3 protein-coding genes are annotated in these 15,867 nt (G+C 73.2%); all 3 read right to left on the reverse strand.

The features are described from left to right. Nucleotides 1–5 precede the first annotated feature (5 nt). Genes DIE16_RS09790 through DIE16_RS09800 form a run of 3 tightly spaced genes read right to left on the reverse strand, consistent with a single transcriptional unit; the run spans nt 6 to nt 15,726 of the window. Nucleotides 6–1,031: a GNAT family N-acetyltransferase gene (locus DIE16_RS09790; RefSeq protein WP_124892206.1), complete on the reverse strand. Its 1,026-nt coding sequence runs from the start codon at nt 1,029–1,031 to the stop codon at nt 6–8. Further along, nucleotides 1,021–6,018: a non-ribosomal peptide synthetase gene (locus tag DIE16_RS09795; protein ID WP_124892207.1), complete on the reverse strand. Its 4,998-nt coding sequence runs from the start codon at nt 6,016–6,018 to the stop codon at nt 1,021–1,023. The genes DIE16_RS09790 and DIE16_RS09795 overlap by 11 nt, the downstream gene beginning before the upstream one ends. Nucleotides 6,019–6,027: 9 nt before the next feature. Then, on the reverse strand, nt 6,028–15,726 hold the full coding sequence (locus DIE16_RS09800) for a non-ribosomal peptide synthetase (protein ID WP_124892227.1): 9,699 nt from the start codon (nt 15,724–15,726) through the stop codon (nt 6,028–6,030). Nucleotides 15,727–15,867 lie beyond the last annotated feature (141 nt).

Consider the following 15,867-nt stretch of genomic DNA (forward strand, 5'->3'; position numbering starts at 1 on the left):
GCCCGTCAGACGTGACGGCCGGAGAAGAAGGTCTCGCGCAGCGTGCGCATCCACAGCGGCTGCCCGTCGGCGAGCGCCAGGCGGCGCTGCCGCGCGAAGCCATGCCGCGCGAGGGTATCGACGACCCGCGCGCGGCCGGCCGGGACCGCGCAGCCGACCGCTTCGGTGCGCGGGTCGTCGAGAAACAGGTAATGCACGACGGACGGCAGCCAGCCCGCCACGCAATGCGGGCCGCGCCAGCGCGATGCGCCGACCAGCATCCGCAGCCCGCGGTCGTAGTCGCGCGCGCCGACGTGCGGCGCGAGCGGGTCTTCCTTCAGCCAGTACGCCTCGACGTACGCGAACGGTTCGCCGTCGAAGCAGCCGACGAGCGGGCTCACGTGTGGATCGGCATCGGGCGCCGTGCCGTGCGCGCCGGGCTGCGTGCCCGGCCAGCCGTCGCGCACGCGCGGCTCGTCGAACCAGTGCGCGAGGCGCGCGGCATCCTCGCCCGGCTGCCAGCCGCGCAGCGTGAAGCGCACGCCAAGCGCCGGCAGGTCGCGCGCATACACGTCGCCGCGCGGCGCGGGCGGCCGGCGCGGATGACGCCGGCCGTCGGTCAGCATCGGCAGCGTCGCGCACGGCAGATGCGCGCCGACGCGCCACAGATCGGCCTGCTGGGCCCAGCCCTCGCGCATGCACCGGCCGCCGTCGGCCAGCACGCCGCTCGCGCGCAGCGCATCGAGCGCGACCGCCGGCCATGCGGCCGGGTCGAGCCGGATCGCCGCGTGGCGCGCGCTGTCCGAAAACGCCGCGGTGAGCGCGGCCAGCAGCGCGCGGCGCTGGTCGGCCGGCGCCGCGCGGTGGTTGTAGGCGACGAGGCGCAGCGCGCCGTCGTCGCCGAGTTGCGCACGCAGCAACTGCGCGCCGATGCCGTCGCCCTGTGCGACGCGGATCTCCGTGCCGTCGCGCACCGCGAACAGGCCGCCCGCGAACGCGAGGCGGTACGTATCGAGCAGCGTGAATCCGTCCGGGCGCACTTCAGCCAGCATCGCGCACCTCCAGTCGCGTGTGCGCCGCTTCGTCGAGATGCGTGCCGAGCGCCGCGAGCGTCGGCGACGTGAACACGTCGGCCACCGTCAGCGCGTGCCCGGCGCGGCTCGCCGCATCGACGAAACGCACGACGTCGAACGACGTCGCGCCGGCCTCGAACAGATCGGCATCGGGCGCGGGCGCGGCCGTCGCGAACGTGTCCGGCCACAGCGCGGCGAGCGCGGCAGCCGTGTTCGGCACGCGCGATGACGCCGCCGCATGGGTCGCGTTGCCGACCGGTGCGACCGCTGCCGGCGCGGCGAACAGCGCATCGGGCACGCCGAGTGGCGCTTGCGCCGCACCGGCGAAACGCGCGACTTCGTCGTGGTAAAGATCGACGAGCGCGTCGACGAAGCGGCCGTCGAGCAGTTCGTCCGCATAGGAGAACGCGGCGCTCACGCGGCCGTCCGGATGCTCGACGACGTCCAGCTCCAGCGTGAACACGACGCGATGACGCACGTCGTCGAAGCCGGCGAGCGACAGGCCGGCCCAGTCGCGTGCGGCCGCGCCGGTCGGGCGCAGGTAGTTGAACATCACCTGGAACAGCGGATTGGCCCGCGCGGCACGCGGCGCGCGCAGCGCCGCGACGACGTCGGCGAACGGCACGTCCGCATGCGCATAGGCGGCAAGCGCCGTATCGCGCACCTGGGCGAGCACCTCAAAACGGCTAGCCGCCGCGTCGATCCGCGTGCGCACGACCACGGCATTGATGAAGAGACCGAGCGCATCGCGCGCGGCATCGCCCGTCAGCTCGCGCGTCGATGCCAGCACGCCGACTGGCTGGTCGGCCGCGCCGGTCACGCGGAACAGCGCTGTATTGAGCGCCGCATGCAGCAGCATCGGCAACGTCGCGTGCGACGCCGACGCGGCATCGCGCGCGGCACGGATCAGCGACGCGTCGAACTCGAACGCGATGCGCGCCGCACGCCATTGCGGCACGGCCGGCGCGTCGGCGCGCTGCGGAAGCATGGGCGGCGGCAGGTCGGCCAGCGCGTCGCGCCAGTACGCGACACGGGCCGGCTGGCACGACGCGGGCAGCACGAGCGGCGTGTTTTCTGGCGTCGTTGTCGTCGTCGAAGAGGCCCGGGCCGCTTCGCCGCGCACGAGCGCGACATAGCGCGCGCGCACCGCGTCGAGCCACAGCTCGATCGATTCGCCGTCCGACACGATGTGATGGATCGTCACCGACAGCACGTGATCGTCCGCGCCGAGCCGCAGCACGCGCGCGCGCCACAGCGGCGCGTCGGCCGCGAGATCGAACGGTGCGAGCGCATCGGCGCCGGTCAGCGCGGCCGCGCGCGCGAGCGCGTCGGGCAGCGCGGACAGGTCGACGACCGGCAGCGCGACGCTCGCCGCGGCGTCGATCCGCTGGCCCGGCAGCATGCCGTCGCGCGCGACGAGCCGCGTGCGCAGCGCCGGGTGCGCGGCCGCGACCGCCGAAAACGCCGCGCGCAGCGCATCGACGTCGAGCGGGCCGCGCACGCGCAGCGCGACCGGAATGTTGTATGCGGCGCTGTCCGGCTGCGCGCGCCACAGGAACCACAGGCCGAGTTGCGCGGGCGACAGCGGCCACACGCCGTGCGCATCGGGCTTCACCATCGTGACGCCCGGCGCCGCGGCGCCGGCGTGCGCGGCGCGCGGCGCGTCGGCCACCTGGCGCGCGTATTGCGCGAGCACCGGCGCTTCGAACAGCGCGCGCACCGGCACGTCGCGGCCGAGCCGCTCGGCGACACGCGTCGCGACGCGCACCGCCGCCAGCGAATGGCCGCCGAGTTCGAAGAAGTGATCGCCGCGGCCGACACGCCCGACGTTCAGTACGTCGCGCCAGATCGTCGCGAGCGCGGTTTCGTCGCCGTCGTGCGGCGCCTCGTAGGTACGTTCGACGCGCACCGGCGCCGGCAGCCGCGCACGGTCGACCTTGCTGTTCGCGTTGCGCGGCAGCGCGTCGAGCACGATCAGCTGCGCGGGCACCATGTAGTCGGGCAGCGTGCGGCGCAGATGCGCGTCGAGCGTCGCGGCCTCCACCGGTTGCGCGGCCGCCTGCGCATCGGCGGTCAGTTCGACGTAGGCGACGAGCTGCGCCTGCGCGCCCTGCCCGTGCACGACCGCGCACGCTTCGCGCACCGCATCGTGCGCGGCCAGCTGCGCCTCGATCTCGCCGAGTTCGATGCGCAGGCCGCGCAGCTTCACCTGGTGATCGACGCGGCCGATGAAGTCGAATACGCCGTCCGCGCGCCGCCGCACGAGGTCGCCCGTGCGATACAGGCGTGCGCCCGGCGCGCCGTACGGGTCGGGCACGAAGCGCTCGGCCGTCAGCGCGGGACGATCGAGATAGCCTCGCGCGACGCCGATCCCCTCGCCGCCGAGGTACAGCTCGCCGATCACGCCGACCGGCAGCGGATGCAGCCGCGCGTCGAGCACGTGCGCGGTGCGCGCGCCGACCAGCGTGCCGATCGGCAGGTACGCGGCGTCGCCGAGCGTCGCGAGATCGTCGCCGGGACGGAACATCCACAGCGTCGGCGTGATCACGGTCTCGGTCGGCCCGTAGCCGTTGACCACGCGCACGTTCGGCATCGCGCGGCGCAACATCGCGAAGGCTTCGCGCGACGTCGCCTCGCCGCCGACGGTCAGCGAGCGCAGCGTCGGCGGCGCGCCGTGCACGAGCGCCCATTCGGCGAGCTGCGCGGCGCAGCCGGGCGGCACGTAGGTCATCGTCACGCCGTCGCGAATCATCATCGCGCAGGTCTGCGCGGGCGGCCACAGCACGTCGGCCGTCACCGACACGGCGGCACCCGACAGGTACTGCGAAAACCAGCCTTCGTGCGCGCCGTCGAAGTTGACCGACTGGAACAGCAGGAACACGTCGTGCTCGCCCGCGCCGTAGCGCTCGGCGATCGCCGCGCAATGCCGCGCGAACGCCGCGTGATCGACGATCACGCCCTTCGGCTTGCCGGTCGAGCCGGACGTGTAGATCGCGTACGCCGCATGGCCGGGCAGCACGTCCGGCAGCGCGACGTCCGCGGCTTCGTCGAGCGCGTCGACTTCGTCCGCGCGCCAGACGCGCAGCGCCGGCAGCTCGGGCAGCGAGGCGGCGCTCGCGGCGTCGGTCAGCACGTGCGCGATGCCCGCGTCGCCGACGATCTGCGCGAGCCGTTCGCGCGGATGCGCCGGATCGAGCGGCACGAACGCGGCGCCCGACTTCAGTACCGCGATCAGCGCGACCAGCAGGTCGACCGAACGCTGCAGCGCGACGCCGACGCGCATTTCCGGCCGCACCCCGGCGGCGACGAGGTTGCGCGCGATGCGGGCCGCGCGCGCGTCGACCTCGCCGCGCGTCAGTGCGCGATCGATGTCGGCGACACCGCGTGCGTCGGGCCGTGCGTGCGCGTGTGCGGCGATGCGTGCGTGCACCGGCACGAACGGTTCGGCATCGGCCGCGCCTGCCGGCGCATTCCACGCGAAGAGTTGCGCTTGCTCGTCGGCCGGCAGCCAGTCGAGATCGCCGATCGGCATGTCGGGGCGCGCGAGCGCATCGCCGAGCAGCGTGACGAAGCGCGCGGCCAGCCGCGCGATCGCGTCGCCGTCGAACAGGTCGAGCGCGTAGATGAATGCGGCGTCGAACGTGCCGTCGGGCGTCGCCTCGACGGCAAGCGTCAGGTCGAATTTCGCGGAAGGCGTGCCGGACGGCAGCAAGGATGCCGATGCCGCGCCCAGCGCCGGCAGCGCGCGGCGCTCGCCGTACGCGGCCATCACCTGGAACAGCGGATGGTGGCTGGCGCTGCGCGGCACGCCGAGCGCGTCGACGACCTGCTCGAACGGCACGTCCTGGTGCATCTGCGCATCGACGAGCGCGCGCTGCGTGCGTGCGACCAGCGACGCGAAATCGCCGTGCGCGGGCACGTCGACATCGATCGCGAGCGTGTTGACGAAAAAGCCGATCAGGCCGGCCGTTTCCGCGCGCTCGCGGTTCGCGGCCGGCACGCCGACGCAGATCCGCGCATCGCCGGTCGCGCGCGCGAGCAGCGCGTCGAGCGCCGCGAGCAGCGCCGCGAACGGCGTCGCGCCCGACGCGGCCGCGAACGCGCGCAGCCGCGCGCCGGTGTGTGCGTCGAGGGAAAACACGTGACGCGCACCGCGTGCGCTGCGGCGCGCGGGCCGTGCGGCCGCGCCGGGCAGCGTCAGCACGCCGCGTTGCGGGTCGAGGCGCTCGCGCCAGAACGCCAGTTGGCGATCGCGCTCGCCGGCATCGAGCCAGCGGCGTTGCCACAGCGCATAGTCCGCATACTGGATCGGCAGCGGCGCGAGCGGCACCGGCGCGCCCGACGCATACGCGCGATAGAACGCCGCGAGCTCGAACCGCATCACGTCCGACGACCAGCCGTCCGACACGATGTGGTGAACGGTCAGCGCGAGCCAGTGATGCGTCGCGTCGAGACGGATCAGGTGTGCTCGCATGAGCGGCGCCGCGCCGAGATCGAACGCGGCGGCTTCGTCGGCCGTCGCGATGCTTTCGGCGCGTGCCATGCGCTGCGCGTCGGGCAGCGCTTCGAGACCGGTCTCGCGCCACGGGCAGCGCAGCGGCGGATGGATCGTCTGTGCGACGCCGTCCTCCGCTTCGTCGAAGGTGGTGCGCAGCGCTTCATGGCGCGCGATCAGCGCATCGCACGCGAGCCGCAGCGCGTGCGCGTCGAGCGGACCGGTCAGCGCGAGCCGCTCGGTGATGTGATACGCGTCCGGCGCGTCGATCAGCCGCGCGTGCAGCCACAGCCGCGTCTGCGCGAACGATGCCGGCACACGGTCGCCGCGCGGCGTGCGCGGCGGGATCGGCAGCATGCGAAAGTCGATGCCGGCCGCGCCGAGCTTGTCGATGAACACCGCGCGCTGCGCGTCGGGCAATTGCGCGAAACGCGTCGCGAGTGCGAGCCAGTCGGGTTGCATCCTCGTCATCCGTCGTCCTTATTGGGTTTCCAGTTCGCCGAGCAGCGCGTCGATCGCGCTCGCCGCGTCGGTCGCGCCGCGTGCCGCGCAGGCCGCATCGATCGCGTCCGCGCAGCGTGCGAGCGTGCGGGTGTCGAACAGCGTGCGCAGCGGCAGCGCGAGGCCCCAGTGCAGGTTCGCCTGCGCATGGGCTTGCGTCGCGAGCAGCGAGTGGCCGCCGAGCAGGAAGAAATCGTCGTCGCGGCCGATCGCGTCGACGTGCAGCACGCGTTGCCAGATCGCCGCGAGCGTGCGCTCCGTGTCGGTCGCGAGTTCGCTGGCCGCGGCCGCCTCGCGCACCGGTGCGGGCAACGCATGGCGGTCGCACTTGCCGTTCGGCGTGACCGGCAGCGCGTCGAGTTCGATCAGCTGCGACGGCACCATGTAGGCCGGCAACTGCGCGCGCAGCGAATCGAGCATGGCCGCACGGTCGAGCGGCCCCGCGTCGCCGCGTGCGACATAGCCGATCAGCTGATCGTCGCGCACGATCACGACCGCGTCGTGCACGCCCGGCGCCGTGCGCAGCAGCGCCTCGATTTCACCCGGCTCGATCCGCTGGCCGCGCAGCTTCACCTGCGTGTCGACGCGGCCGAGGTAGTCGAGCGCGCCGTCGGCGCGACGCCGTGCGAGGTCGCCGGTGCGATACATGCGCGCGCCCGGCACGAACGGATCGGGCACGAAACGCTCGGCGGTCAGCCCCGGGCGGCCGAGATAGCCGCGCGCGAGCCCCGCGCCGGCCAGATACAGTTCGCCGGTCGCGCCGGCCGGCACCGGCTGCCAGGCCGCGTCGAGCACGTGCAGCTGCAGGTTCGCGATCGGATGGCCGATCGGCACCGCGAATGCGTTGGCGTCGTCGGGGCCGCAGGTCCAGTGCGACACGTCGATCGCGGCTTCCGTCGGCCCGTACAAGTTCACGAGCGTCGCGTTCGGCACGAGCCGCGCGACCTTCGCGACGAGTTCCGGCGCGAGCGCCTCGCCGCTCGCGACGATCAGGCGCACGCTGTCGCATTGCGCGGCGGCCTGGAAATCGTCGAGATACGCGGCGAACGCGGCCAGCATCGACGGCACGAAGTGCAGCACCGTCACGCCGTGCGCATGGATCGCGGCCGCGAGGCGGGCCGGATCGCGGTGGTCGCCGGGCGCGGCGATCGCGAGCTTCGCGCCGGTCGCGAGCGGCCACACGAATTCCCACACCGACACGTCGAAGCCGAACGGCGTCTTGTGCAGCACGACGTCGTCGCGCGTGAGCCGGTACGCGTGCTGCATCCACGCGATCCGGTTCGCGAGCGCGCCGTGCGAGTTGCCGGCGCCCTTCGGCTTGCCGGTCGAGCCGGACGTGTAGATCAGGTACGCTAGCTGGGCGGCGTCGATGTCGGTCGCGATCTCGGCGGCATCGCCCGCTTCGCCGTACTCGCCGCCATCGTTCGCTTCATCGGCGAGCAGATCGGCGACCGTCAGCAACTGCGTCGTCGCGTCGTCGCCGAGCGCAGCCTCGACTCGCGCGCTCAGATGGGCCTGCGTGATCGCGACCGCGGGCCGCGCGTCGCGCAGCAGGTACGCGATGCGCTCGGCCGGATAGTCGGGGTCGACCGGCAGGTACGCGGCGCCGGCCTTCAGCACGCCGACGAGCGCCGTCACCATGTCGAACGAACGCTCGACGCACAGCGCGACCGGCGTGTCGGGCTGCACGCCGCGCCGGCGCAAGGCGGCGGCGACGCGCGTCGTGTTCCGGTCGAGTTCGCGATAGGTCGCGCGTTGCACGTGGCCCTGGGCATCCGCGTATTCGAGTGCGATCGCATCGGGCGTGGCGCGTGCGGCGTCCGCGAATTGCAGATGCAGCGGTTGCCGTTGCGCGTCCGGCCAGCTCCGTGCGGTATCCTGCGCGCGGGCCAGCGCGTCGCGCGTCGCGTCGTCGGCGATCGACAGCGTGCCGAGCAGCGCGTCGGGCGTGCGGGCCAGCGCATCGAGCGCGCACGCGAACGCGCGGTGCCAGGTCTCGACCTGGTGCGCATCGACGCGCGCGGTGTCGTAGCCGTAGTCGATCGTCAGCTCGGCGCCGCTTTCGATCACGAGCGTCAGCGCGAAATCGGTCGACTCGATGCTGCACACGCTGCTCAGCGCGAGCGCACGCGGATCGGCATCGCGCGCCGTGTCGTCGACCGGGTAGTTCTCGAACACGACCAGCGTGTCGAACAGTGCGCCGCCGGCGCCGCGCGCCCAGCGCTGGATGTCGGCGAGCGGCGTATGCGCATGCTCGGCAGCCGCCGCGTTCTCGCGCTGCAATCCCTGCAGCCAGTCGGCCGCGCGTTGTTGCGGCGCGGGTGCCGTGATCACCGGCAGCGTGTTGATGAAAAGGCCGAGCACCGTATCGACGTCCGCGAGCGCATCGGGACGGCCCGCGACGGTCGCGCCGAACGCGACGGCCGGCTGGTGCGTCATGCGCTGCAGCGCGAGCGCCCACGCGCCCTGCACCAGCGTGTTGACGGTCAGCTTCAGCGCGCGCGCCGTGTGCGCGATACGCGTCGTCGCGGCCGCGTCGATCGTCGCGCGCCACGTGAGCATCTCGGCGTCCGCGCGGTCGGCCACACGCTCGGCGATCAGCGTCGGCGCGTCGAGGCGCGCGAGTCGCCCGGTCCAGAAACGCTCATCGGCGTCGCGGTCGCGCGTGCCGAGCCACGCGATGAAGTCGCGATAGCGCAGCGCCGGGCGGCTCGCGAACGGCGACACCGCATCGGGGTCGCGATAGTCGCGCAGCACGTCCGCGAGCAGGCGCGCGGTGCTCCAGCCGTCGAGCAGCACGTGGTGGCGCGTCCACACGACGCGCCACGCGTCGTCCGTCACGCGGATCAGCGTGAGCCGCATCAGCGGCGGCTCGCGCCAGTCGAAGCCGCGTGCGCGATCGGCCGCGAGCCACGCGTCGAAGTCGGCGTCGAGCGTGTCGCCGCGCGCACGCCAGTCGAGTTGCTCGACCGGCATCCGCGCATGGCGATGCACGCATTGCAGCGGTGCGGCCTCGTCGGGCATCACGCTGGTGCGCAGGATGTCGTGACGTGCGACCGATGCGGCGAACGCGGCCGCGAGCCGGTCGGCATCGAGCGCCGTCGCGGTCGCGACGAGCTGGTTCACGTAGCTCGCATGACCGGGCGCGAACAGCGCATGGAACAGGATCCCCTGCTGCATCGGCGACAGCGGATACACGTCGTCGATCGTGCGCCAGTCGAGCGGCGCGCGCTCGATCGCGGCCTGCGTGAGGCCGGCAGCCTGCGCGAGCGGGAAGTCGCCCGGCGTCGCGCCGCCGCCGCGATGCGCGACACGCGATGCGCATGCGTCGGCGAGTTCGCGCAGTGCGGCCGCAAAGCGTTCCGCGAGCGCATCGATCGTCGCGCGCTCGAACTGCGGCGCGCCGTATACCCAGTGAACCTTCAGCGTGCGTGCGCCGTCGCGGTCGGTATCGAGATACGCATGGATCGCGAGCGTGTTGCCGAGCGGCCCTTGCGGGTCGCGCTCGATGCCGGTGCCGCCGAAGCGCGGCACGAGCGTCGCGTCGCGCGGTGCGTCGAACTGGCCGAGATAGTTGAACGTGACGCGCGGACGCGGCACGGCGGCCAGCGCCGCCCGCGTCGCCGCGTCGCCGTAGTGCGCGAGCACGCCGAAGCCGAGCCCCTTGTGCGGCACCGCGCGCAGCGTGTCCTTGACCGCGCACAGCGTGTCGCGCGCGGTGGCTTCGACCGGCAGCGTGACCGGATAGTGGCTCGTCAGCCAGCCGATCGTGCGGCTCGCGTCCGCATCGTCGAACAGCGCCTCGCGGCCATGCCCCTCGAGTTCGACGCGGCACGACGCGGCGCCGTCGGCACCGGCAAGCGCCAGCGCGAGCGCCGCGCCCAGCAGTTCGATCGTCTGCGTGCGATACGCGGCGTGCGCGTCGGTCAGCGCGGCGCGGGTCAATGCCGCGTCGATGGTCTGCACGACGACCGCCGCGTCGGCGTTCGTCGCCGGTGCGTCGGGATGATCGGGCACCAGGTCGTCGCCCTGTGCCATGCCGGCCCAGTAAGCCGCTTCAGCCGCGAACGGCGATGCCGGCTCCGTCGCGGCACGCGCGAGGCGCGCGGCCCACGCATCCGCGCGCAGGCCCGGTTGCGACAGGCGAACGGGCGTGCGCTCGCATGCGGCGCGATACGCGGCGTCGAGGTCGTCGAGCAGGATGCGCCACGACACGCCGTCGACGATCGCGTGGTGAATCGCCAGATACAGCCGCGTCGCACCGTCCGGCAGCCGCGCCGCGCATGCGCACGCGAGCGGCCCGCGGCCGAGGTCGAGGCGACGCTGCAACGCGTCGAAGCGCGCCAGTGCGTCGGCTTCGTCGCGCGCGGCGACTTCGACGAACGGCAGCGCGTCGTAGGGTTTCGGCGCATCGCTCGCGCGCCACTTGCCGTCCGCGCCACGCGCGAAGCGCTGGCGGAATGCGTCGTGATGGGTGAGCAACGCGTCGAATGCACGCGCGAATGCGTCGGCGTCGAACGAACCGCGCACGTCGAACGCGACGGACTGGTTCCAGTGGCCCGGATGCGGCACGTCGAGCGCGAAGAAGCGCTGCTGTGCAGGCGTCAGGACCGCTGCGGAAACCGTTGCGGACCGAGCCGGCGCGGTCGATGTCGTTGCGGCGGCAACGTCCTCGATCTTCGCGATGCGCGCGAGTTCGGCGACCGTCGGGCCGTCGAACAGCTGCTTCGGCGTGAAGCGCACGCCGCGCTTGCGGGCGCGTGCGATCACCTGCAGCACGAGGATCGAATCGCCGCCGAGCTCGAAGAAATTGTCGTCGCGGCCGACGTGCGGCGCCTTCAGCACCGCTTGCCAGACTTCGGCGAGCGCCGTTTCGACCGGCCCCTGCGGCGCATCGCCGGCGGCCACCGCCACCGGCGCTGCGGCCAGTTCGCGCAGCGCCGCGCGATCGAGCTTGCCGTTCGCGGTCACCGGCAGGCGTGCGAGCACGACGAACTGCACGGGCACCATGTAGTCGGGCAACGCCGCGCCGAGCGCCGCGCGCACGGCCGCTTCGTCGAATGCCGCGCCGTCGCGCATCACGACGAACGTGGCGAGCCGCAGGCGGGCGTCGTGCTCGATCGCGAGCGTCTCGGCCTGCGCGATCGGGCCGGCCGCGCGTACCGCCGTGCTCACCTCGCCCGGCTCGACGCGATAGCCGCGAATCTTCACCTGGTCGTCGATGCGGCCGAGGAACGCGAGACGGCCGTCCGCGCGCAGGCGTACGCGATCGCCGGTTCGATACAGGCGCGCACCGGCCACGAACGGATCGGGCACGAAGCGCTCGGCGGTCTGCGCGGGCCGGTTCAGGTAGCCGCGCGCCACGCCCGGGCCGCCGAGATACAGTTCGCCCGCCGCGCCGGCCGGCACGCACGCGCCGAACGCGTCGAGCACCAGCGCGCGCGCATTCGGCAGCGGGCCGCCGAGCGGCACGCCGCTCGCGGGGTCGCGGGCATCGGCGGCGATCGACGCGGTGTCGCACGCGATCGCGCCGACGGTCGCCTCGGTCGGCCCGTAATGGTTGATCACGCGGCAGGCCGGCGCGAGCGCGGCGATTCGCGCGACGAGCGCCCACGTCAGCGTTTCGCCGCCGGTCACGAGCGCATGGCGCGGCAGCACGTCGGCCGGCACGCGCGCGTCGAGCAGCGCCTGCAGGTGGCTCGGCACGATCTTCAGCACGCCGACGTCGCGGCGGCGCATCTCGTCGGCGAACAGGTCCGGATCGAACGCGCACGCGGCCGGCAGCAGGTGCAGCGTGCGGCCCGCGCACAGCGCGCCGAACAGCGTCGTATGGCCGAGGTCGGCGGCGACGGTCGACACCATCGCGAACGACGCGTCCGGTGCGAACGCGAGTTCGTCGAGCATCCCCTGCACGTAGTCGGCCAGTGCGCCGTGCGACACGACGACACCCTTCGGCGTGCCGGTCGAACCCGACGTATAGATCAGGTACGCGCCCTGTTCCGGATGCGGCGCGACGCGGATGCCCGCCGCATGCGCGAGCGTCGCGTCCTGCGCGAGCGTGTCGACGTCGAGCGGCCGTGCGGCGCTGCCGGCCGGCCACGCGGCCCCGTCCGGCTGCTGCGCGACGAGCGCCCAGCGCGCGCCGCAATCGGCGGCCGCGGCCACGAGGCGCGCGGCCGGCTGGGCCGGGTCGAGCAGCACGGCCAGCGCGCCGGCCTTCAGTGCGCCGAGCAGGCCGACGACGAAGCGGGCCGAGCGCTCGATGCAGACGATGACGGGTGCTTCGGCCGTCGCGCCGCGCAGTTTCAGCGCATGTGCGATACGGTTCGATGCATCGTCGAGTTCGGCGAACGTCAGCGACGCCGACGCATCGGCGAGTGCGACGCGATGCGGATACGCGGCGGCCTGCCGCGCGAAAGCGGCGACGATGTCGGCGTGTTCGATCCGCAACGCACGGCCGTCGCGCGGCTGGCGCGATGCCGGCGACGCATCGCACGGCAGCGCGGCCGTCGCGCGGTGCGGTTCATGTGCGGCGGACGCGACGAGCGCCGCATAGCTGTCGAGCCATGCGCGCGCGGTGTCGGCCTCGATGCAGTCGGTCGCATAGGCGGCGACCAGTTCGATCCCGTGCGCGTCGTCGGTGAAATCAAGCGCGAAGTCGAAGCGCGCGGCGAGATCAGGCCCCGGCGTCGCAACGGCGGTCGCGTCCGGCAGCACGCTGTCGTGCCGCGCATCGAACTGCTGCGCGAATTTCACGCGCAGCCATTCGTCGCCGCGCCGGACCGGCGGTTTCACCGCATCGACGACGCGCTCGAACGGCACGTCCTGGTGCGCGACCGCGTCGAGTGCCGCCGTGCGCGCCGCGTCGACCAGCGCGCGGAACGGCAGCGTCGGCGCCACCCGCACGCGCAGCGCGACCGTGTTCAGGAACAGGCCGAGCAGCGCGCGGGTTTCCGGCCGCTGCCGATGCGCGACCGGCACCGCGACGACCACGTCGGTCTCGCCGGTCAGGCGCGACAGCCATGCATCGAGCGCGGCCAGCAGTACCGTGAAGACCGTGGCCTGCGCGTCGCGCGCGAGACGCCGGACGTCCGCCGCAACCGTGTCGGGCAGGCGAACCGACACGCGTGCGCCCTGCAGCGTGCGCGTCGCACCCGGCTTCCGATCGACCGGCAGCGCGAGCGGGCCCGGCACGTCGCGCAAGGCGTCGCGCCAGTAATCGAGCTGACGCTCGCCTTCGCCGCCGGCGAGCATGTCGCGCTGCCAGTCCGCATAGTCGGCGTACTGGATCGGCAGTGGCGGCAACGACGGTTCGCGCCCTTCCGCATACGCACGGTACGCGGCCGACAATTCGTCGAATGCGCAGCGCGAGCTCCAGCCGTCGGTGATCGCGTGGTGCGCGGTCAGCAGCAGCCGGTGGCGATCGTCGGCGAGCACGACGAGCGTCGCGCGCAGCAGCGGCCCGTTCGACAGATCGAACGGTGCGCCCGCGTCGCGCTCGGCGATACGCGCGGCTTGCGCGTCGCGAGCGGCCGGCGGCTGGTCGCGCAAGTCGAGCGTCGCGATCGTAACCGGCAGACGGGCATGGATGCGCTGCATCACGATGCCGTCGTCGTTGTCGACGAGCGTCGTGCGCCACGCGTCGTGCCGCCCGATCACGTGATCGAGCGCACGCTGCAGCGCAGCGCGATCGAGCGCGCCGTCGATCGTCCAGTGTGCGGCGATGTGATACGCGGCGCTGGCATCGCGCGTTTGCGCGAGCACCCAAAAGCGTTGCTGTGCGAGCGATGCCGCGCGATCGACATACGGGGCACCCGATGCGGCGGCGTCGCCAGGTACGCGGCGTGCGGCAATCGCGGCCAGCGGCTCGCCCGTCTCGCGCTCCGCCTGATCGACGTGCGCGGCCAGCTCGGCCAGTGCCGGATCGGCGAACAGCGTGTCGAGCCGCAGGTTCACGCGCAACGCGGCGCGGACCGCGGCCTGCAGTTGCATCGCGGCGAGCGAATCGGCGCCCAGCGCGAAGAAGCGGTCGTCGCGCGACGGCGTCGCGTCGAGGCCGAGCAGCGTCTGCCAGAAGCCGGCGATCTGCGCTTCGGTCGGCGTGCACGGCGCGGCGCCGGCGGGAGCTTCGGCGTCGCGCGCGGCGGCGCTGCGCTCGCGCAGCGCGGCACGGTCGAGCTTGCCGTTTAGCGTGTACGGCAGCGCAGCGCAGCGCACGAAGCGGTGCGGCTGCCACGCGGCAGGCAATTGCGCGCCCACGTGCGCCTTCAGCTCCGCATCGTCGGCGGCCGCGCGCAGCGCGACGCACGCGATCAGCCGCGTCGGCCCGTTGCCGGTTTCGGCGATCACGGCCGCGTCGGCCACTGCCGGATGCGTGCGCAGGCACGCGGCGATTTCCGCGGGCTCCACACGCACGCCGCGCACCTGGACCTGATCGTCGAGGCGGCCGAGATAATCGAACGCACCGTCGGCGCGCAGGCGTGCAAGATCGCCGGTGCGATAGACGCGGGCACCGGGCTCGCCGTGCGCATCGGGAATGAAGCGTTCGGCCGTCAGCGCCGGGCGGCCGTGATAGCCGCGCGCGAGACACACGCCGCCGAGCAGCAGCTCGCCGCCCTCGCCCGCGTCATTCGGCTCGCCGGCCGCGTCGCCGTCGATGCGCGCGACACGCGGGCCGATCGCGCGACCGATCGGCAGCGACGCATACGCATCGTCCGCTTCCAGCGCGGGCATTTCACCCGGCTCGACCGGCCACAGCATCGGCGAGATCACGGCCTCGGTCGGCCCGTAGCCGTTGATCAGGCGTACCGACGGGAACGTGCGGCGCACGAATTCGAATGCCTGTTGCGGCAGCGCTTCGCCGCCGAACGCGAGCACGCGCAAGGCCGGCGGCACGCCGTCGCGCGCGGCGACGGCCGCGAATTCGCGCAGGTAGGCCGGCGGGAACGCGGCGACGCTGACCGCTTCGTGCACCATCAGCGCATGTGCGGCGTCCGGCGCGAACGGTTGCGGGGGCGCGATCGTCACGCTCGCACCCACCGCGAGCGGCGCGAGCCAGCACTCGTGCGCGGCATCGAAATTGACCGACGCGAAATGCAGCAGGCGGTCGCCGCCCGCGATCGGCAGCGCGGCCGCGAGCGCATCGCAATGCGCGGCGAGCGGCCCGTGCTCGACGACCACCGCCTTCGGCGTGCCGGTCGAGCCCGACGTATAGATCATGTAGGCGGCCGAGCGCGGATGTACCGGCGCGTCTTCGTCGTCGACGCAGGCAGCGGCATCCGCGGAGCTTGCGTCGAACGCGTGATCGAACGACGCGCCGAGCGCCGCGCGGCCGGCCGCATCGACGACGCCGTGCCGCAGTTGCGCATCGCGGACGATCCAGTCGAGGCGCGCGGCCGGATGACGCGGATCGAGCGGCACGAATACGCCGCCCGCCTTCAGCACGGCGAGCAGCGCGACGAACAGCTCGCACGAGCGCTCGACGCAGACACCCACCCGCACTTCCGCGCCGACACCGGCCGCGCGCAGTTGGCGGGCAAGGTGCGACGCACGCGCGTCGAGCGCGCCGCGCGACAGGCGCAGGTCGTTCTGAAAAGGCGCGGCGAGCGCGGGCGCGTCGGGCGCGCGGCGCGCCAGTTCGCGGATTCGGTGATGCAACGCAGTCGGGAAACTCGTCATGTGCGTGAAGTCCTTCGGTCCGGCCGCTTCGGCCAAGTCTCGGGGCCGCATGGGGCGGCTTCACTGGTGTGACGAACGGCGCGGCCGATTTTTTACCGTTTTGCGCGCAAAGCCGGCACGGATGCATTTTTTGAAGGCAGG

Source organism: Burkholderia sp. Bp9090, from assembly GCF_003857985.1.
Taxonomy (GTDB): Bacteria; Pseudomonadota; Gammaproteobacteria; order Burkholderiales; family Burkholderiaceae; genus Burkholderia.